The organism is Micromonospora rosaria (genome assembly GCF_001567585.1).
In the GTDB taxonomy this organism is placed as follows: Bacteria; Actinomycetota; Actinomycetes; order Mycobacteriales; family Micromonosporaceae; genus Micromonospora; species Micromonospora rosaria.
This window is the reverse complement of record NZ_LRQV01000023.1, coordinates 15,052-32,898: the sequence shown is the minus strand read 5'-3', so window position 1 is coordinate 32,898 and position 17,847 is coordinate 15,052. Positions and strand designations below refer to the sequence as shown.

17 protein-coding genes and 1 riboswitch are annotated in these 17,847 nt (G+C 74.5%); of the genes, 10 read left to right on the top strand and 7 right to left on the bottom strand.

What is annotated here, in order from left to right; genetic code table 11:
• Nucleotides 1-31: 31 nt before the first annotated feature.
• A complete protein-coding gene (locus AWW66_RS09385; RefSeq protein ID WP_067362814.1) occupies nucleotides 32-1,432 on the bottom strand; it encodes an FAD-binding oxidoreductase in 1,401 nt (466 codons plus the stop codon).
• Nucleotides 1,433-1,467: 35 nt separating this feature from the next.
• Here AWW66_RS09385 and AWW66_RS09380 point away from each other — a divergent pair, with 35 nt between their 5' ends.
• Nucleotides 1,468-1,854: a DUF4031 domain-containing protein gene (locus AWW66_RS09380; protein WP_245648076.1), complete on the top strand. Its 387-nt coding sequence runs from the start codon at nucleotides 1,468-1,470 to the stop codon at nucleotides 1,852-1,854.
• Here AWW66_RS09380 and AWW66_RS09375 read toward each other — a convergent pair.
• Nucleotides 1,820-2,482 carry an HD domain-containing protein gene (locus AWW66_RS09375; protein ID WP_067362811.1) on the bottom strand — a complete coding sequence of 221 codons (663 nt, stop codon included), beginning with the start codon at nucleotides 2,480-2,482 and terminating at the stop codon, nucleotides 1,820-1,822. The genes AWW66_RS09380 and AWW66_RS09375 overlap by 35 nt on opposite strands.
• Before the next feature lie 125 nt (nucleotides 2,483-2,607).
• Between AWW66_RS09375 and AWW66_RS09370 the strand changes: the two genes are divergently transcribed.
• Entirely contained in the window at nucleotides 2,608-3,810 is a 1,203-nt protein-coding gene (locus AWW66_RS09370; protein ID WP_211271894.1) for an FUSC family protein, read from the top strand.
• 146 nt (nucleotides 3,811-3,956) lie between these two features.
• Here the strand turns inward: AWW66_RS09370 and AWW66_RS09365 are convergent, their stop codons facing one another.
• Nucleotides 3,957-5,234 carry an aminotransferase class V-fold PLP-dependent enzyme gene (locus tag AWW66_RS09365; RefSeq protein ID WP_067362887.1) on the bottom strand — a complete coding sequence of 426 codons (1,278 nt, stop codon included), beginning with the start codon at nucleotides 5,232-5,234 and terminating at the stop codon, nucleotides 3,957-3,959.
• Between the two features lie 184 nt (nucleotides 5,235-5,418).
• A riboswitch (SAM riboswitch) is annotated at nucleotides 5,419-5,540 on the bottom strand.
• Between the two features lie 65 nt (nucleotides 5,541-5,605).
• Between AWW66_RS09365 and AWW66_RS09360 the strand changes: the two genes are divergently transcribed.
• Nucleotides 5,606-7,270, top strand: coding sequence for a PrsW family intramembrane metalloprotease (locus tag AWW66_RS09360; protein WP_245648075.1), 1,665 nt, complete (start codon nucleotides 5,606-5,608; stop codon nucleotides 7,268-7,270).
• A gap of 7 nt (nucleotides 7,271-7,277) precedes the next feature.
• On the opposite strand, the gene AWW66_RS34305 is transcribed toward AWW66_RS09360, so the two are convergent.
• Both AWW66_RS34305 and AWW66_RS09355 read right to left on the bottom strand, forming a co-directional pair.
• Nucleotides 7,278-7,445 carry a hypothetical protein gene (locus tag AWW66_RS34305; protein ID WP_169807083.1) on the bottom strand — a complete coding sequence of 56 codons (168 nt, stop codon included), beginning with the start codon at nucleotides 7,443-7,445 and terminating at the stop codon, nucleotides 7,278-7,280.
• A 178-nt stretch (nucleotides 7,446-7,623) separates the two neighbouring features.
• A complete protein-coding gene (locus tag AWW66_RS09355) occupies nucleotides 7,624-7,962 on the bottom strand; it encodes a GroES family chaperonin (protein WP_067362805.1) in 339 nt (112 codons plus the stop codon).
• Nucleotides 7,963-8,121: 159 nt separating this feature from the next.
• Between AWW66_RS09355 and AWW66_RS09350 the strand changes: the two genes are divergently transcribed.
• A complete protein-coding gene (locus tag AWW66_RS09350) occupies nucleotides 8,122-9,420 on the top strand; it encodes an AI-2E family transporter (protein WP_083978347.1) in 1,299 nt (432 codons plus the stop codon).
• Between the two features lie 46 nt (nucleotides 9,421-9,466).
• On the opposite strand, the gene AWW66_RS09345 is transcribed toward AWW66_RS09350, so the two are convergent.
• On the bottom strand, nucleotides 9,467-11,605 hold the full coding sequence (locus tag AWW66_RS09345) for an ATP-dependent DNA helicase (protein ID WP_067362800.1): 2,139 nt from the start codon (nucleotides 11,603-11,605) through the stop codon (nucleotides 9,467-9,469).
• 140 nt (nucleotides 11,606-11,745) lie between these two features.
• Here AWW66_RS09345 and AWW66_RS09340 point away from each other — a divergent pair, with 140 nt between their 5' ends.
• The 4 genes from AWW66_RS09340 to AWW66_RS09325 all read left to right on the top strand — a co-directional run bounded on the left by AWW66_RS09340 (nucleotide 11,746) and on the right by AWW66_RS09325 (nucleotide 15,110).
• Nucleotides 11,746-12,252 (top strand): DUF402 domain-containing protein, encoded by a 507-nt coding sequence (locus AWW66_RS09340; RefSeq protein ID WP_067362797.1) that lies wholly within the window; start codon nucleotides 11,746-11,748, stop codon nucleotides 12,250-12,252.
• An 82-nt stretch (nucleotides 12,253-12,334) separates the two neighbouring features.
• Nucleotides 12,335-13,330, top strand: coding sequence for a PPK2 family polyphosphate kinase (locus AWW66_RS09335; RefSeq protein WP_067362794.1), 996 nt, complete (start codon nucleotides 12,335-12,337; stop codon nucleotides 13,328-13,330).
• Between the two features lie 146 nt (nucleotides 13,331-13,476).
• Nucleotides 13,477-14,103 (top strand): DUF47 domain-containing protein, encoded by a 627-nt coding sequence (locus AWW66_RS09330; protein WP_067362791.1) that lies wholly within the window; start codon nucleotides 13,477-13,479, stop codon nucleotides 14,101-14,103.
• Between the two features lie 5 nt (nucleotides 14,104-14,108).
• Complete coding sequence (locus tag AWW66_RS09325) at nucleotides 14,109-15,110, top strand: inorganic phosphate transporter (protein WP_067362788.1); 1,002 nt, start codon at nucleotides 14,109-14,111, stop codon at nucleotides 15,108-15,110.
• Between the two features lie 64 nt (nucleotides 15,111-15,174).
• Here AWW66_RS09325 and AWW66_RS09320 read toward each other — a convergent pair whose 3' ends face one another.
• On the bottom strand, nucleotides 15,175-16,143 hold the full coding sequence (locus AWW66_RS09320) for a Gfo/Idh/MocA family protein (protein ID WP_067362785.1): 969 nt from the start codon (nucleotides 16,141-16,143) through the stop codon (nucleotides 15,175-15,177).
• Between the two features lie 71 nt (nucleotides 16,144-16,214).
• On the opposite strand from AWW66_RS09320, the gene AWW66_RS09315 reads away from it, so the two are divergent.
• Together AWW66_RS09315 and AWW66_RS09310 are read left to right on the top strand one after the other, a co-directional pair.
• Nucleotides 16,215-17,048, top strand: a complete 834-nt coding sequence (locus AWW66_RS09315) for an NUDIX hydrolase (RefSeq protein ID WP_067362782.1) — start codon at nucleotides 16,215-16,217, stop codon at nucleotides 17,046-17,048.
• Nucleotides 17,049-17,127: 79 nt separating this feature from the next.
• Entirely contained in the window at nucleotides 17,128-17,766 is a 639-nt protein-coding gene (locus AWW66_RS09310; protein ID WP_067362882.1) for a phosphate signaling complex PhoU family protein, read from the top strand.
• Nucleotides 17,767-17,847 lie beyond the last annotated feature (81 nt).

The window sequence follows — 17,847 nt, the reverse complement described above, 5'->3', positions numbered from 1 at the left end:
GCCCCCGCGCCACGCGACCGGCGCGCTCCGGTCAGAGGACCTTGCCGGGGTTGAGCAGGTTCGCCGGGTCCAGGGCGGACTTGATCGCCTGGTGCACCCGGACCCCGACCGGGCCGATCTCCCGGGCCAGCCACTCCCGCTTGAGCAGGCCGACCCCGTGCTCGCCGGTGCAGGTGCCGCCCAGCGCCAGCCCCAGCCGCATGATCTCGTCGAAGGCCCGCCGCCCGCGTGCCACGCTCGCCGGGTCGGCCCGGTCCACCACCATGATCGGGTGCAGGTTGCCGTCCCCGGCGTGCCCCACCACCCCGATCGGCACGTCGCACTCGACGGCGATCCGGGCCACCCCGTCCAGCATCCGCGCCAGCGCCCCGCGCGGGACCGCCACGTCGTCGAGGATCAGGCCGCCGCTGCCGTCCGGGTACGTCCGGGCGGCGAGCTGCTCCATCGCCGGGTACGCCAGCCGCCGGGCCTGGAGCAGGGCCGCCGCCTCGACCGCGTCGGTGGCCGTGTACACCTCGTCGGCTCCGGCGGCGGTGCAGAGCCCGGCCAGCCGGGCCAGGTCGTCGGCGGCCCGGGGGCCGGTGTCGGCGGCGGCCAGCAGCAACGCCTCGGCGTCGGTACGCAGCCCCATCGGCCGGTACGCCTCGATGGCCCGCAGGTGGGTCCGGTCGAGCAGCTCCAGCAGGCTCGGGGTGAGCCCCTGGGCGGCGATCCGCGCCACCGCCGTACCCGCCGCCGTGGTCGACCCGAAGACCGCGACCAGGGTCAACGACTCCTCCGGGGCGGGACGCAGCGCCACGGTCACCTCGGTGATCACCCCGAGGGTCCCCTCCGAGCCGACGAAGAGCCGGGTCAGGTCGTACCCGGCGACGCCTTTGGCGGTCCGCCGGCCGGTGCGCAGCACCTCCCCGGAGCCGAGCACCACCTCCAGGCCGAGGACGTACTCGCTGGTCACGCCGTACTTGACGCAGCACATCCCGCCGGCGTTGGTGGCCACGTTGCCGCCGATCGTGGACGACTCCCAGGAGCCGGGGTCGGGCGGGTAGTAGAGCCCCTGTTCCGCCACCGCCCCGGCCAGCGTGGCGTTGACCACGCCGGGCTGCACCACGGCGATCCGGGCCACCGGGTCGATCTCGCGGATCTCGGTCATGGCGACGGTGCTCAGCACCAGCGCCCCGTCGACGGCGTTGGCCGCGCCGGCCAGCCCGGTCCGCGCGCCCTGCGGCACCACCGGTACGCCGTGCCGGGCGGCGGCCCGGACCGTCGCCACCACCTCCCCGGTGTCCCGGGGGCGGACCACCACCAGGGGCGTCCCGGCGGCGCAGAGATCCGCCTCGTCCCGCTGGTGCATCCGGAGCAGGTCCGGGTCGGTCAGCACGGCGCTCTCACCGAGGGCGGCGCGCAGCTCGTCCAGGAGCGGGGTTGCGGCCATGCGGGGAAGGCTAGCCGTCGCCTAGATTGGCCGCCATGCTCTACCTCGACCGCCCGGCCTGGCCCTGGCGTGGCCGGCTCTGGTCGCATCTGATCAGCGACGTCTCCCCGGCCGAACTGCACGCCTTCGCCGAGGCGCTCGGCGCGCCCCGGCGTGCCTTCGACCGCGACCACTACGACATCCCGGCCGAGCGCTTCGCGGTGGCGGTCTGGCTCGGCGCCCGGGTGGTGCCCAGCCGGGAACTGGTCCGGCTGCTCCGTGCCGCCGGGCTGCGCCGCCCGAAGCACCTGGTGGCCCCGCGCCGCCCGCCCGCCCCGGTTGATCCGACCGCCTCGATCCACCCGGGCGGGTCAGTTCAGCCGGTCGGTTCGGTGCACCCGGCGGCGGTCAGTCCGGTCGCCGTCGGGCCGGGGCAGCGGTGAGGGTGGCGAGTTCCCGGGTCAGGTTGGCGCGGGCGGCGGGCTCCCACCGGTCGGCCGGTTCCGGCAACCGGTAGAGGGCGGGGAGGGCCAGCAGACCGTCGAGCACCCGGGCCCGGCCCTGCCGGAAGGCCGACTCCGGGACGTGGGCGTACTCCCGCCGGACCGCGGCGGCGTACCGGTCGTACGCCGGGGGTGGCGCCGCCAGGATCGCCAGGTCGGCGTCGCAGAGCAGGGCGCCGTCGGGGTCCCCGGGGCGTACCGCGTGCCCGGCGGTGAGCAGGACCAGCCGGTGCACCTCGGCGGCGACGGCGGCCGGCAGCCCGACCCCGGTGAGCAGTGCGGCGGTCAGGTCGGCGCTGGCCCGCTCGTTGGCGTCCCCGGCCGCCCGGGGGTCGTACACCGCGTCGTGGCCCCAGGCGGCGAGCCGGACCAGGTCGGGTCGCGTCGCCTGGTCGGCGTACCGGTCCACGACGTCGAGCACGGCGGTCAGGTGCGCGACGGTGTGGTAGTGCCGGTGCGGCTCCCGCCAGCGGTCCAGCAGCCGCTGCCCGGCGTCGGCCAGCCCGGCGGTGTCGACGGCACCCGCCCCGCACGCCGCCGCCCGCCACCGCACAATCAGGTCACCCATCCGGTCGAGTCTGCCGGGTCGGACCACCCGGACAGGATTCACCCCGGACAGCGCGGGTAGTACCCGCCGTGGCCCGGGACCGACGACCTCCGTTGCTGCGGCGTACGTCGCTGCGGGAGGGCGCGGTGGACGTGGACGGGGCGCGGATCGCCGAGGCGATGGCGCAACTGAAACACCACGGGCGGGCCACCCTGCGCGACCGCTGGCACCGGCTGCGCGCCACCGCGACCCTCGCTCTCCAGGCCGGCCTGGCCGCCGCGCTCTCCTGGCTGGTCGCACACGAGTTCCTGGGCAACCCGGAGCCGGTCTTCGCGCCCATCTCGGCGGTCGGCACCCTGGCCGCCTCGGTCGGGCAGCGGTTCCGCCGTACCGTGGAGCTGATCCTCGGGGTGGGGGTCGGGGTGGCCGTCGGTGACCTGCTGGTCTACCTGCTCGGCACCGGGCCCTGGCAGCTCGGCCTGATCGTCACCCTGTCCATCGTGGTGACCATCTTCTTCGGTGGCTCGGTGGCGGTGGTCATCCAGGCCGCCGCGACGGCGGTGCTGATCGTCACGCTCAGCCCGTCGGTGAAGAACCTGGAGCTGCCCAGGTTCATCGACGCGCTCGTCGGCGGCGGCATCGCGCTCGTGGTGACCGCGGTGCTGCTCCCGCTCAACCCCCTCCGGGTGATCAACCGGGCCGCCCGGCCGGCGCTCGACCTGCTCGCCGAGCAGCTTGACCGGACCGCCGACGCGCTGCGCGACCGGGACCGGGACGTCGCCCAGAAAGCCCTGGAACGGCTCCGGGACAACAAGGCGGAGCTGACCGACTTCGTCGAGGCGATCGAGGGGGCCAAGGAGACCATCACCATCTCGCCGGCCCGCTGGCACCGGCGCAGCGAGCTGACCCACTACGCCGAGGCCGCCGACCCGATCGAGCGGGCGATGCGCAACAGCGGCACGCTGATCCGACGGTCGGTGACCCTGATCGAGGACGAGGAGCCGATCCCCGAGCCGATGCCGGACGCGGTCGCGCACCTCGCCGAGTCGGTCCGCCTGCTGCGGCACGAGTTCGCGGTGGGGGAGGAGCCGCAGCAGGCCCGGGAACGCGCGCTGCGCGCGGTCAGCGAGGCCGGCCGGGCGTACGCCGAGGGGGTCGGCTTCTCCGGCAGCGTGGTCGTCGCCCAGGTCCGGACCACCGCCAGCGACCTGATGGTCGCCTCCGGCATCGAGCAGGAGGAGGCGAACCGGCTCATCCGGGAGGCGTTCGGGGACTCCGAGCCGGCCCACACCCCGGCCGAGGGGCCCGCGCAGACCCCGAAGCCCCCCGCCACCCCGCCGCTGGGCTGAACCCGGCGTCACCAGCGGAGCCGCGACCGCTCCGGGTGGCCGGCCCGCCGGGGCGGCGCAGTGGTGGCGGGCCGGGTCCCGGCGGGCGGCAGCGCGGTGGTGGGGTGGCCGGCCGGGGCCGGCGGGCGGCAGTGCGGTGGGGTGCCTCAGGCCAGCGTGGCCAGGGCGGCGAGCAGCCGGTCGACCTGCTCCGGGGTGCTGCCCAGGCCGAGGCTGGCGCGGACCGCCGTCGGCGGCAGGTCGCGCCGGCCGCTGCGGGCCGCCGCCTCGGCGAGCAGCCGCCGGGCCAGCGGATGGGCGCAGAACAACCCGTCCCGTACCCCGATGGCGTGGTCCCGGGCCAGGTCGGCGGCGACGCTGGCGGAGTCCCGGCCGGCGACCACGAAGGAGACGATCCCGACGCGGGGCACGTCCGGACCGAACGTGTGCAGCTCCACCACGTGCGGCAGGGCGGCGAGCCCGGACCGCAGCCGGGCCAGCAGGGCCTGTTCCCGGTCGTGCAGCGCGCCCCGGTCGGCGGCGTCGAACGCGGCGCAGACCGCGGCCAGGGCCACCGCGCCGAGCAGATTGGGGGTACCGGCCTCGTGCCGGGCCGGCCCGGTGGTCCACCGCACGTCGTGGGTGGCCGCTCCGACGTGCTCGGTCGCCCCGCCCCCGGCCAGGTACGGCGGGGCGGCGTCCAGCCAGTCCGCCCGGCCGACGAGCACCCCCGTGCCGAACGGCGCGTACAGCTTGTGTCCGGACAGGGCCAGGTAGTCGACGTCGAGCGCGGCGAGGTCCACCGGCGCGTGCGGGGCGAGCTGGGCGGCGTCGACCACGATCCGGGCCCCGTGCCGGCGGGCCACCCGGGCCAGTTCGGCCACCGGCCAGACCTCCCCGGTCACGTTGCTCGCCCCGGTCACCGCGACCAGCACCGGCCGCCCGGCCGCCGGGCCCTCCGCCGCTGCCTTCGGGCCCACCGTCTCCCGGCCCACCGCCGCCGGACCGGCCGTGGGGCGGGGGGTCGTCGATCGGCGCAGCTCGGTCAGTGCGGCGTCCAGCGCGCGGACCGCCTGGGCCGGGCCGCTGGGCACCGGGAGCCGGACCGTCCCGACCGGCCAGGGCAGCAGGTTGGCGTGGTGCTCACCGGCGAAGGTCACCACCGTGGTACCGGCGGGCACCGCCCGCGCCAGCAGGTTGAGCGCGTCGGTGGTGTTGCGGGTGAAGACCACGTGGTCGTCGGCGCGGGCGCCGACGAAGTCGGCCACGGTCTGCCGGGCCTGCTCGTAGGCGAGGGTGCAGCGTCGGGAGAGCGCCCCCGCGCCCCGGTGCACGCTCGCGTACCAGGGCAGCAGCGCGCTCACCGCGTCGGCCGCGGCCCGTACGCACGGCGCGCTGGCCGCGTAGTCGAGGTTGATCTGACCGGGTACGCCCAGCACGTCCAGCGGCCCACCGGGCGCGCTCGGTGCCGTGGGGACGACGGGTGCCGGGCGGGCGGCGGCTGCCGTGGGGAAGCCGGGGGCCGCGGGGACGGCGGGTGCCGTGCAGGCGGTCGGGGCGGTGGACGCGTGGACGACGGGCACGGTGAACTCCAGGGTCCGGGGACCCCGGGCTGCACGCCGGGAACGGGGTCCGCGCTTGCCCGGCACGCGGCTGCGGTCGGGCCCGGTCATCACCCGGGGCACCCCACCGCGAACCTCGACGAGGGTTGCCGGCCAGCAAGCCGGGGCTTGACGCTGGCGCTCGTGACCTACGGACAGGATAGCCGCCGTGAATGCGTCCGGCCGGGGCGGTCCGGGATGGCTACGCTGGCCGCATGGCCGTCACCCCGCCCGGCGGGTCCCCGCCGCCGCCGTCCACCCCGCCCGGCGGGCCGTTCCCGAGTTCGTCGCCGCCCTGGCCCGGTACGGCCCCACCCACGTCCCCGCCCGCCTCCGGGGCCGGAGGCGTCCCGCCGGCTGGGGGAGCCCCCGACGCCGCCCCGCCGGCCGGGGGACCGGCGCAGCTTCCCCGGCGTCGGCTGGGCTGGCGGCGGTTCCTGATCCTGGCCGGGGTCGTCCTGGTGATCGCCGCGTGCGCGCTGTTCATGGTCGTCCGGCTGGGGGCCAGTCTCGGCCCCCAGGCGCTGCTGATCGGGTTGGTCGCGGCGATCCTGCCGGTACCGGTGCTGGTGGCCTGCTTCCTCTGGCTCGACCGGTACGAACCGGAGCCGCTCAAGTACCTGGTCTTCTGTTTCGCCTGGGGTGCCTTCGTCTCCACCGCCGCGTCGCTGACGGTGAACAACTTCTTCGCCGGCCGCTTCGAGGCGTGGGACCTGCCGGTCGCGCTCACCGCCGTGCTGGTCGCGCCCTTCATCGAGGAGTTGACCAAGACGCTCGGGCCGGTCCTGCTGCTGATCTTCCGGCGTCGGGAGTGGTCCGGGATCACCGACGGACTGGTCTACTGCGGCCTCTCCGCGGTCGGGTTCGCCATGGTGGAGAACATCCTCTACCTCGGCGGCCACGGTTACGCCTCGGGGGCCAACGAGTACGGGCCGGCCACCGGCGCGCAGCAGGTGATCGCCATCTTCATCGTCCGGATCCTCCTGTTCGGCTTCGCCCACCCGCTGTTCACCTCGATGGCCGGTGTCGGACTGGGCATCGCCGCGCGGACGGCCGACAAGCGGGTCCGGTTCCTCGCCCCGGCGGCCGGTCTGCTGCTGGCGATGATGCTGCACGGCGCCTGGAACCTGCTGCCCACCCTGGGGGCCGCGATCGGCCAGCCGGTGATCGCGCTGTTCGGCTTCGTGGGCGTGATGTTCCCGATCTTCTTCGGCATGGTCGGCCTGGCGGCCTGGGTGCGCGCCTGGGAGGGGCGGCTCACCGAGCGGATCCTGCCCGAGTACGTCCGGGCCGGCTGGCTCACCCCGCCCGAGGTGGCGGCGCTGGGCAGCCTGGGCCGCCGGCACGCGGCCCGCACCTGGGCCCGCCGGGTCGCCGGGGAGAGCGGCGCGCGGGCCATGCGCGGGTACCAGTTCGCGGCGACCCGGCTGGCGCTGCTGCGCGACGGGATGCGGCGTGGGCTGGACCAGAAGCCGGCGGACCGGGCCCGAACCGCCCACGAGGAGCGGGAACTCCTCGACGCCATCGCCCGGTACCGGTCGTTCTTCGCCGGTCGGGACCCGCAGGCACCGCTCGGCGTCTGGGACGGGGACCGGTACCACCTGCGGTTCCCGGACGGCTCGCAGCGGGACGTGCCCGCCCCGGACGAGCCGGTGGTGCCGATCCCGGTGGTGCTGACCGGGCCACCCCCGGCGCACCCCGCCGGCTACGGCCACCCGGGCGGTCAGGGTCAGCCCGGCGGTTACGGCCACCCCGGCGCTCCGGGGTATGGCGGTGGTCCCGGGCAGCCCGGCGGGTACGGCGGTCACGCTGCCCCGCCTGCGGGCTACGGGCCGCCGCCCGGCTGGTCCGGGCCGCCGCCCGGCCCCTGGTCACACTGAGGGCGGCTCAGGTCATCAGACTGGTGAGGAAGTCGCCGAGGCCCTGGGCCATCGCGACCAGGGCCGCCCCGATCGCCTTGAACATCCGCGCCGCCGATTCCGGTCGGAAGGCCATGAAGTAGATCAGGAACGCGAGGAAACTCCAGGCCAGGACCTTCTTCACGACTACCGGCATCGTCCCTCCCCAGGGCCGGCGGATGTGCCTGGCTTCCCATCGGGAGACGACGCAAACGGCACCCGCAGCGGCGGACGGGTCGGGTACCGGGCAGCGCGGGCCACCGGCCCCGGCCGTCACGGGCCGGCCGGCGACGGGCGGATCGGTCGGAAGGCGGGTCGGTCGACAGTCGCGCCGGTCAGAGGTACAGGCCGGTGGAGTCGGGCTCGACCCGCTCGGCGGCGACGGCGTGCACGTCACGCTCGCGCAGCAGGACGTACCCCCGGCCGTGCAGCTCGACCTCCGAGCGGTCGTCGGGGTCGAAGAGCACCCGGTCGCCGGAGACGATCGAGCGTACGTGCGGGCCGACGCCGACGGCCGTGGCCCAGGCCAGGCGCTTGCCGACGGCGGCGGTCGCCGGGATCACGATGCCGGCGGTGGACCGGCGCTCACCGTCGCTGCCCTCCATCTTCACCAGCACGCGGTCGTGCAGCAGACGGATGGGCAGGCCGGTGTCGAGGTTCTGGTCCGCGGTCACGTCGCAGACGGTACCGTCGCCGCCCGGCGGGCGGCCTGCGGGGTTACGGCGGAGGTCGCCCTGGGCACAGGGTGGCGGAACTGCCGTACGGTGGCTCTGGCGGGCGTACCCTGTCCGCCAGTCGTCCGGGCCGACCGGCCCGCATGCCAGGAGGTGCGCTTGAGCCGCTTCGAGCGGGTACGCGAACGCCTGCGTCGCGCGTACGAGTCGGGTCGGGATTCGGTTCGGGCCAGGCGTACCCGACCCGCCGAGCTGCCCGTGGGAGCCGAGGTGGCCTCGCCGACCTCGCCCGGACCGGTGGCCCCGCCGGCCGCGCCGGTGGTCGGCGCGCCGCCCCCGACCGAGGTGCACGCCTCGACGGTGAGCCGGGACGACGCGGACGTGCCGCACGCGCTGCGGATCGCCGCCGCCTGGTCCTGGCGGCTGATCGTGGTCGGCGTGGTCGCCTGGGCGCTGATCATGGTGGTCGGCCGCATCAAGATCGTGTTCATCCCGCTGGCGGTGGCGCTGCTCTTCTCGGCGCTGCTCGCGCCGGCCGTCGGCTGGCTGCTGCGGGTCCGGCTGCCCCGATCGGCGGCGACCACGGTGGTGCTGGTCGGTGGTCTGGCCGCGGTGGTCGCCACGCTGACCCTGGTGGTCAACGAGTTCATCAAGGGCGTGCCGGAGCTGAGCGCGAACGCGACCGAGGGCGTCCGGCAGATCCAGGACTGGCTCAAGACCGGGCCGCTGCACCTGTCGGACAGCCAGCTCAACCGGTACATCGACGAGATCACCAGGTGGGTCAACGAGAACACCAGCTCGCTGACGAGCGGCGCGTTGTCGACCGCCGCCACCGTGGCGGAGCTGCTGACCGGCACGCTGCTGGTGGTCTTCGCCACCTTCTTCTTCCTGCGTGACGGCAACCGGATCTGGCGGTTCCTGGTCCGCCTGCTGCCGGTGGCCGCCCGGTGGAAGGTCGACGACGCGGGCCGCGCCTCCTGGGAGACGTTGGGCGCCTACGTGCGGGCGACCATCCTGGTGGCCTTCATCGACGCGGTCGGCATCGGCATCTTCCTCGTCGCCTTCGACATCCCGTTCGCCTTCCCGCTGATCGCGCTGGTCTTCCTGGGCGCGTTCATCCCGATCGTCGGGGCCACCCTCTCCGGGGCGGTCGCGGTGCTGGTGGCGCTGGTCGACAGCGGCCCGGTCACCGCGCTGATCATCCTCGCCGCGGTGATCGGCGTGCAGCAGGTCGAGGGGCACATCCTCCAGCCGCTGATCATGGGTCGGGCGGTCGCCATCCACCCGCTCGCCGTGGTCATCGGGGTCGCCGCCGGGGTGGTGCTCGCCGGGATCACCGGCGCGGTGATCGCGGTGCCGCTGATCGCCGTGATCAACACCGCCGTCCGCCGGCTCGCCGCCCGCCGGGTGCCGGACACCCCGCCGGACGCCGTGGTAGTCGCGTCCCAGGCACCCTGAGGGTGAGCCGACCTTCCGGGCCAAGCGGGTGGCCCCGGGTGGGCGCTCAGCTCTTCGCGAGCCGTTCCAGCGCCCCCCGGGCCACCTCGGGCCGGGTCGTGTACCAGAACGGGGGCAGCGACCGGCGCAGGAAGGGGCCGTAGCCGCGCGCCGTCTCCAGCCGTGAGTCGAGCACCGCGACCACCCCCTTGTCGCCGGTCGCCCGGATCAGCCGGCCCACGCCCTGGGCCAGCCGGACCGCCGCGATCGGCACGCTCACCGAGGCGAAACCGGATCCGCCACCGGCGTCGACGGCGGCGGCGCGGGCCGCCGCCAGCGGCTCGTCGGGGCGGGGGAAGGGCAGCCGGTCGATCACCACCAACTGGCAGGAGTCGCCGGGCACGTCCACCCCCTGCCACAGCGACATCACCCCGAACAGGCAGCTCTCGCGTTCCTCCCGGAACCGGCGGACCAGCAGCGGCAGCGCCTCCTCGCCCTGGAGCAGCACCGGCAGGTCGGTCCGCGCGCGCAGCAGCTCCGCCGCCTGCTGCGCGGCCCGTCGGGAGGAGAAGAGCCCGAGGGTACGCCCGCCGAGCGCCTGCACCAGCGCGAGCAGCTCCTCCCCGGCCGCGTCGGGCAGCCCGGAGACGCTGGGCCGGGGCAGGTGCGCGGCGACGTAGAGGATGCCCTGCCGGGCGTAGTCGAAGGGGGAGCCGACGTCGAGCGAGCGCCAGCCCGGCCCCTCGGTGACCGGGCCGGTCGGCGGTGCCGGCGGGGCCGGTGCGGGCGAGCCGTCGGAGCGGCGCCGGTCGGTGGTGCGGGCCAGGGCGGTGGCCGCCGGGGAGGGCGGCGCCGCCGCGGGCGTCTCCAGCCCCAGCGACCGGGCCACCGTGTCGAACCGGCCGCCCAGCGCCAGGGTGGCCGAGGTGGCGACCACCGTGCGCTCCTCGTACAGGTGGGTGGCGAGGGTGCCGGCGACGGAGAGCGGGGCGACCACCAACGCCCGCCGGCTGCCCTGCTCGTGCTTCTCCACCCAGGCCACGTCGTGGTCGGCCTCCTCCAGCAGCCGCTGCGCGGTCGTGGAGAGGTCGTCGAGCACCGCCTTGACCTGCTGCTTGCGCACCGGGTCCGGGTCGTCGGCCTTGACCTCGCCGAGCGCGTCCAGGGCCGCCCGGGTGGCCGAGTCGAGCAGCGTGCACGCCTCGCGGAGCGGGGTCGGCAGCCCACCGGTCAGCCGCCCGGCGGGGGTCTCGCCGAGGCCGACCGCCAGCGCGTCGCCCGCCTCGGTCAGCGCCTCCGCCGTCTCCGGCTTGAGCAGCGGGCGGGCCCGCCGGGCCGAGCGGTCGACGAGGTCCGGTGTCAGCTCGGCCTGCGCCGCCGAGGAGACCCGGTCGGCCAGCTCGTGCGCCTCGTCCACGATGAGCAGCTTGTGCGGCGGGACGATGTGCCGGCCGGCCAGCATGTCCACCGCGAGCAGGCTGTGGTTGGTCACCACGACGTCGGCCTCCCGGGCCCGCGCCCGGGACGCCTCGGCGAAACACTCGTCGCCGAACGGGCACCGCCCGGCCCCGACGCACTCCCGGGCCGGCATCGACACCAACCGCCAGGCCTGGTCGTCCACGCCCGGGTCCAGCTCGTCCCGGTCGCCGGTGTCGGTCTCCATGGCCCAGTCCCGCAGCCGCTGGATCTGCTTGCCGAGCCGGCCGGCCTCACCGAGCCACTTCGTGCCGCCCCCGGGCCGGGGGTCGTCGAAGAGGGTGTCCCCGGGGTCGTCCTCGGTGGAGTTGTCCAGCCGGGCCAGGCAGAGGTAGTGGTGCCGCCCCTTGAGCACCGCGAAGGTGGGCCGGCGGCCGAGCAGCGGGGTGACCGCGTCGGCGAGCCGGGGCAGGTCGTGGTCGACGAGCTGGGACTGCAACGCCAGGGTGGCCGTGGAGACCACCACCGGGCCGTCCACGGTCAGCGCCGGGGCGAGGTACCCCAGGGACTTGCCGGTGCCGGTGCCGGCCTGCACCAGCAGGTGCTCGCCGGACTCGACGCTGGCCGCGATCGCCTCGGTCATCTGCTGCTGGCCGGGCCGGGCCGCCCCGCCGGGCACCGCGCCGACGGCGGCGGCGAGCAGGTCGGGGCCGGTCGGTCGGGCACCCCGGCGGCGACCGCTGCGGGCCGGCGCGGAGGCGGAACCGGTGGCGGTACGGGACGGAGTCACCGTGGCACCGTACCCGCCGGGGCCGACACCGGTCGCGTCCGTCCGGCCCGTGGCGGGTCACCGTACGGCATCGTCGACGCCGGTGTCCGGTTGTTTCCGCACAGCGACGCGTGGGTGGTTATCGGCTAGGGTGGGGACTCATGCCGAGCGACGTGGTCCGTGTGATCTACCGCAAGTACGACGGCAACGCGCACCGCGACTACCCAGCCCGTCGACTGGCCGAGGACGACCTCGGGGTCTGGCTCGGGGTGACCGCCGGCACCGAGTCGATCTACCACGGGCGGCCGTCGGTCGAGCAGATCCCGTTCGTGCTGCTGGTGCCCCACCACGCCTGGTGGACCTGCATGTTCAACCCGGAGCCACGCACCAGCGAGGTCTACTGCGACATCGCCACCCCGGCCCGCTGGGAGGACGACCACACGGTCCACCTGGTCGACCTGGACCTCGACGTGGTGCGCCGCCGGGCCACCGGCCTGGTCGAGCTGCGCGACGAGGACGAGTTCGCCGACCACCGGGTCCGCTTCGGGTACCCCGACGACCTGGTGGTGAAGGCCGAGGCGGCGGCGCGGTGGCTGCTCGGCACGTTGGGTGACGGCACCGAGCCGTTCGCCACGTCGTACCGGAAGTGGCTCGCCCTGGTGGTCTGACCGCCGCGCGGCGGGCACCGGTCGGGGACAGCGGTCGCCGGCACCGGTCGCCGGAGGGATCCGGACCGGTCATGATCGCAGGATGAACGCACCCTCGGACGTCCTGGCCCCTGTCGGCGCGAGCCTGCGTGACCTGCTCCGGGTCGCGCCGGCCGGCACCCCGGTCGACCTCGCCGCGATCGACCCCCGGTCCACACCGGGGCTGCCCGGTGTCGAGGCCACCGGCGTGGACCGCAAGGACTGGGCGCGGGCGCAGGTCCGGCTGATCGGCGCCGAGCTGGCCCAGCAGCAGGAGATGCTCTTCGCCTCGGCCAAGGTCGCCGGGGCCGTGCCGGCCGACGCCACGGTCGACGGCAGCGGCGCGGTGGGCCGTGGCGGCGGGACCGGCGCGGGCGACGGCGGCAGCGCGGCACGGCGGGTGCTGCTGGTGCTCCAGGCGATGGACTGCGGCGGCAAGGACGGCACGATCAAGCGGGTCGCGGGCGCGATGAACCCGCTGGGCCTGCACATCCGCTCGTTCGGCCCGCCCACCGCCGAGGAACTGCGGCACGACTTCCTGTGGCGGATCGAGCGGGCCCTGCCGCCGGCCGGGTACGTCGGGGTGTTCAATCGCTCACACTACGAGGACGTGCTGGTCGCCCGGGTCGACGGGCTGATCGAGGAGGCCACCTGGCGGGCCCGGTACGACCGGATCAACGCCTTCGAGCGGGACCTGGCCGACGACGGCGTGGCGGTGGTGAAGGTCATGCTGCACATCTCCCACGCCGAGCAGGGCACCCGGCTGCTGGAGCGGCTCACCGACCCGCGCAAGCACTGGAAGTACCAGCCGGCGGACGTCGACGCCCGCGCCCGGTGGGACGAGTACCAGGCCGCGTACGCCGAGGCGTTGACCCGGTGCGGGACGGACGCCGCGCCCTGGTACGTGGTCCCGGCGGACCGCAAGTGGTACCGGGACTGGGCGGTCGCGCACCTGCTCCGGGAGACGTTCGCCGGCCTGCGGCTGGGGTACCCACCGGCCGGCTTCGACGTGGCCGGCGAACGGGAGCGGCTGCTGCGGGAGCTGGGACGGTCGAGGTGAACGTCAGGTGAACGACCGATGAATGGCATCTGATCAGGGGTGGGCCGCCGGAAAGCCGGTTCGGGGGCCTCTTAGCATTCCCAGTTGCGGGCAACCCACAGCGGGCGCCGGCCACCCCTACCACCCGATACGACGAGGTCCCTGCTGTGAAGTTTTCCTTCCGCCCGAACGAGGGCGCCTTCTACGAGCTCTTCACCAGGGCGGCGCAGAACCTGGTGAAGGGTACCGAGCTGCTGAACGAGCTGGCCCTGCCCGGCGTCGAGGTCCAGTCGGTCAGCGAGCGGCTCACCGAGGTCGAGCACGACAGCGACCAGATCACCCACGACCTCTACAAGAAGATCAACTCCACCTTCATCACCCCGTTCGACCGCGAGGACATCTACCGTCTCGGGTCGCTGCTGGACGACGTGATGGACCACCTGGAGGCGGTCGGCAACCTGCTCTACCTGTACGGGCTCACCCAGCTCCCCTCGCTGCCCCGCGAGATGCACGAGCTGGTCAACGTTCTCGACCAGCAGGCCCGGCTCACCGCCGAGGCGATGCCCCGGCTCAAGGGGCTCAAGGACCTCGAGGACTACTGGATCGAGTGCAACCGCCTGGAGAACGACGGTGACCAGGCGTACCGGATGCTGCTGGTCCGGCTCTTCTCCGGCGAGTACGACGCGCTGACCGTGCTCAAGATGAAGGAGGTCGCCGACGAGTTGGAGGCCGCCTGCGACGCCTTCGAGCACGTGGCGAACACCGTCGAGACCATCGCGGTCAAGGAGTCCTGAGCCCCGTGAGTCCGGAACTCATCGCCGTGTTGGCGGTGATCGGGATCGCCCTGGTGTTCGACTACACCAACGGCTTCCACGACGCCGCCAACGCGATCGCGACAAGCATCTCCACCCGGGCGCTGACCCCCCGGGTCGCCCTGGGCATGGCCGCGATCGGCAACTTCATCGGCGCGCACTTCGGCGCCGAGGTCGCCAAGACCGTCGGTAGCGGCCTGGTCAGCCTCCCCACCGGCCGGGCCAGCCTCGGCATCGTCTTCGCCGGGGTGATCGGCGCGATCACCTGGAACATCATCACCTGGTACTTCGGGCTCCCCTCGTCCTCGTCGCACGCCCTGATCGGTGGCCTGGTCGGCTCCACCCTCGCGGCCTCCGGCACGGTGCTCTGGGGCGGCATCGGCAGGGACGTCGTGATCCCGATGATCCTCTCGCCGATGGTCGGCTTCGTGCTCGGCTACATCGCGATGATCGCCGTACTGTGGATCTTCCGGAAGGGGCACCCGGGCAAGCTCAACCGGGGCTTCCGCTGGGCGCAGACCGCCTCCGCCGCCGCCATGTCGGTCGGCCACGGCATGCAGGACGCCGCCAAGACCATCGGCATCGTGGTGCTCGCCCTCTACGTCGGCGGGTACCAGGACGACCCCGCCTACATCCCGGAGTGGGCCTTCTGGACCTCGGCGGCGGTGCTGGCGGCCGGCACGTACGCCGGTGGCTGGCGGATCATCCGTACCCTCGGTCGCAAGATCATCGACCTGCGACCGCCGGAGGGCTTCGCGGCGGAGACCGTGGCCAGCGGCGTGCTCTACTTCAACGCCCTGGTCCTCGGCGCCCCGATCTCCACCACCCACACCATCACCTCGGCGATCATGGGCGTGGGCGCCACCAAGCGGCTCTCCGCCGTGCGGTGGGGCGTGGCCGGCAACATCGTCGGCGCCTGGATCCTCACCTTCCCGGCCGCCGGCAGCATCGGCGCCCTGATGTACTTCCTGGTCCGTCCCCTCTTCTAGCCCGGTGTAAGGAAGGGCCCCTTATTAACAGACGTCTGTTAATAAGGGGCCCTTCCTTACACCCTCAGCGGTAGTCGACGCCGATCTGGGCGCGGATGGTGTCCAGCAGGGACATCACCTCCAGAGTGGTGGAGTGCGGGACGAGCGGGCTCTCGGTCAGCCCCTCGGCGAGGCAGCGCTGCACCTCGATCGCCTCGTACTGGTACCCCGACCCGACCGGCTCGACGACGATGGTCTCCGGCTCCGCGCCGGCCCGGTGCACGGTCGCCTCGTACGGGCGGAAGAACGGGTCGGCGAGTTCGATCCGGCCGGTGGTGCCGCCGAGCACCGCCCGTACCGGGGTCTGCCCGACGATGCCGCAGCTCAGCGTGGCGACCGCGCCCGAGTCGTAGCCGAGGACGATGCCGGTGTTCTCGTCCACCCCCTCCGGGCTGATCTTCGCCCAGGACCGGACGTGTTGCGGGACGCCGAGCAGCAGGTGCGCCAGGCTCACCGGGTACACCCCCAGGTCGAGCAGGGCCCCGCCGCCGAGGGCCTTGGCCCGCATCCGGCTCTCCGGCGGGAACGGCCCGCCCAGCCCGAAGTCCGCCTGCACGGTGGTGAGCGTGCCGATCGCGCCGTCGGCGACCAGGTCGCAGATTCGACGGATCAGCGGGTTGCACCGCATCCACATCGCCTCCATGAGGAAGATCCCCCGGGTGCGGGCGGCCTCGACCAGCGTGGTGCTGTCGGCGAGGTCGAGCGTGAACGGCTTCTCCACGAGCGCCGCCCGACCGGCGTCGAGGCAGGTCGTCGTCGCCTCGAAGTGGGCGGAGTGCGGGGTCGCGACGTACACGACGTCCAGGTCGCTGTCCGCGGCCAGCTCGGCCCAGGAGCCGTACGCCCGCTCGATGCCGTGCCGGGCGGCGAAGGCCTCGGCGCCGGCGAGGGTACGCGAGCCCACCGCGACGAGTTCCGCTCCCGGCACCAGACGGAGATCCTCGGCGAACTGTGCGGCGATGTTTCCGGTGGCGAGAATGCCCCAACGTGTCATGCCGCGACGCTAGCCCAGGTCGCGGTAGCGCTCCCACTGAAGATCCACCGATCGGGAACTAGGCTCGCGTCATGACCACCCAGCCCGAGCGCGTCGCCGCCCCCGCCGCCCTGGTGGCGCACGCCCGCCGGTTCCACGCCGAGGGCGGCGTCCCGGCGGTGCCCCGGGTTGCCGCCACCGTGCTGCTGCTGCGCCCGGCCGGTCCCGGTTTCGAGGTGTACCTGATCCGTCGGGTCGCCGCGATGACCTTCGGTGGCATGTACGCCTTCCCCGGCGGCGGGGTCGACCCGTCGGACTCGCGGACCCACCCCGGTTGGGCCGGGCCGGACCCGCGGGGGTGGGGCGACCGGCTGGCGCTCGACCCGGCGGCGGCCCGCGCGGTGGTCTGCGCCGCCGCCCGGGAGGTCTTCGAGGAGGCGGGGGTCCTGCTCGCCGGCCCGGACCCGGCGAGCGTGGTCGGTGACGTCAGCTCCGACGACTGGGAGGCGGCCCGGCAGGACCTGGAGCAGCGGCGGACCCACTTCGCCGAGTTCCTGGCCGGGCGCGGGCTCACCCTCCGGTCGGACCTGCTGCTGCCGTGGAGCCGGTGGGTCACCCCGGAGTTCGAGCCGCGCCGCTTCGACACGTACTTCTTCGTCGCCCTGCTGCCGCAGGGGCAGCGGACCCGGGACGTCTCCGGCGAGGCCGACCACACCCTGTGGCTGCCGCCGGCCGAGGCGGTCCGCCGCGCCGAGGCCGGGGAGCTGACCATGCTCCCGCCGACGCGGATGACGTTGGCGCAGGTCGCGGCGGCCGGCGACCTGGCCGGGGTGGCGCGGGCGGCGGCCGTCCGCGACGCCGCGACCCCGGTCATGCCCCGCCTGGTCGACCTCGACAGCGAATCCCCCCACTTCACGCTGGGCTGACGGGGACGGCGGCCGGCCCGACGACGGCCGCCCGGATCGCGGAAACCGGATGTTCTCGATCTCGGCCTACCCTGGCTGCATGAGCCGGTACACGCACCTGGCGGACTTCGACCAGTTGGCCGGGATGCTCGCCGTCGCCAGCCGCGACCTCTGCCCGGTGATCCGGCGGGCGAGCGCCGCCCTGCTGGAGGTCGACGCGGAGGCGGGCCGGACGGTGCGGGCCGAGGTGGCCGTCGCCCGGGAACTGCACGACCGGATCGACGGGTCGGTGCCGGCGGTGCTGGCCCGGCGCCAGCCGGTCGCCTCCGACCTGCGGCTGATCGTCGCCGGGCTGCGGATGAACGGGGACATGCGCCGGATGGGGGCGCTCGCCGGGCACATCGCCGGTGTGGCGCTGGCCCGGTACCCGGAGCCGGCGCTGCCGGCCCAGGTCCGCCCCACCTTCGTGGCGATGGCCGACGCGGCGGCCCGGCTGGCCGACAAGGCCGCGCTGGTGCTGGCGACCCGGGACCGGGTCGACGCGATCCAGGCCGGGCTGGACGACGACGTGCTGGACGCGCTGCAACGCTCGTTGTTCACCAAGCTCACCGACGACTGGCCGTACGGGATTCCCGCCGCCGTCGACGTGGCGATGCTCGGCCGGTACTACGAACGCTTCGCCGACCACGCGGTTGGTGTCGCCCGCCAGGTCGCCTACCTGGTCCTCGGCAGCCGCTGAGCGTCGCCCCGGGGCGGAGACCGGCGCGGGAACCCGAGGTGGACACACGTGTCAGTGCGTTCATCTTTCGGACATTCCAGC

Excerpts from the sequence above, each read along its gene's own strand:
- AWW66_RS09360 (WP_245648075.1), top strand. The coding sequence starts at position 5,606 with ATGGCCGTCACCCCGCCCGGCGGGTCCCCGCCGCCGCCGTCCACCCCG.
- AWW66_RS09335 (WP_067362794.1), top strand. The coding sequence starts at position 12,335 with ATGAACGCACCCTCGGACGTCCTGGCCCCTGTCGGCGCGAGCCTGCGT.
- AWW66_RS09315 (WP_067362782.1), top strand. The coding sequence starts at position 16,215 with ATGACCACCCAGCCCGAGCGCGTCGCCGCCCCCGCCGCCCTGGTGGCG.
- AWW66_RS09385 (WP_067362814.1), bottom strand. The coding sequence starts at position 1,432 with ATGGCCGCAACCCCGCTCCTGGACGAGCTGCGCGCCGCCCTCGGTGAG.
- AWW66_RS09320 (WP_067362785.1), bottom strand. The coding sequence starts at position 16,143 with ATGACACGTTGGGGCATTCTCGCCACCGGAAACATCGCCGCACAGTTC.
- AWW66_RS09380 (WP_245648076.1), top strand. The coding sequence starts at position 1,468 with ATGCTCTACCTCGACCGCCCGGCCTGGCCCTGGCGTGGCCGGCTCTGG.
- AWW66_RS34305 (WP_169807083.1), bottom strand. The coding sequence starts at position 7,445 with ATGCCGGTAGTCGTGAAGAAGGTCCTGGCCTGGAGTTTCCTCGCGTTC.
- AWW66_RS09310 (WP_067362882.1), top strand. The coding sequence starts at position 17,128 with ATGAGCCGGTACACGCACCTGGCGGACTTCGACCAGTTGGCCGGGATG.
- AWW66_RS09375 (WP_067362811.1), bottom strand. The coding sequence starts at position 2,482 with ATGGGTGACCTGATTGTGCGGTGGCGGGCGGCGGCGTGCGGGGCGGGT.
- AWW66_RS09340 (WP_067362797.1), top strand. The coding sequence starts at position 11,746 with ATGCCGAGCGACGTGGTCCGTGTGATCTACCGCAAGTACGACGGCAAC.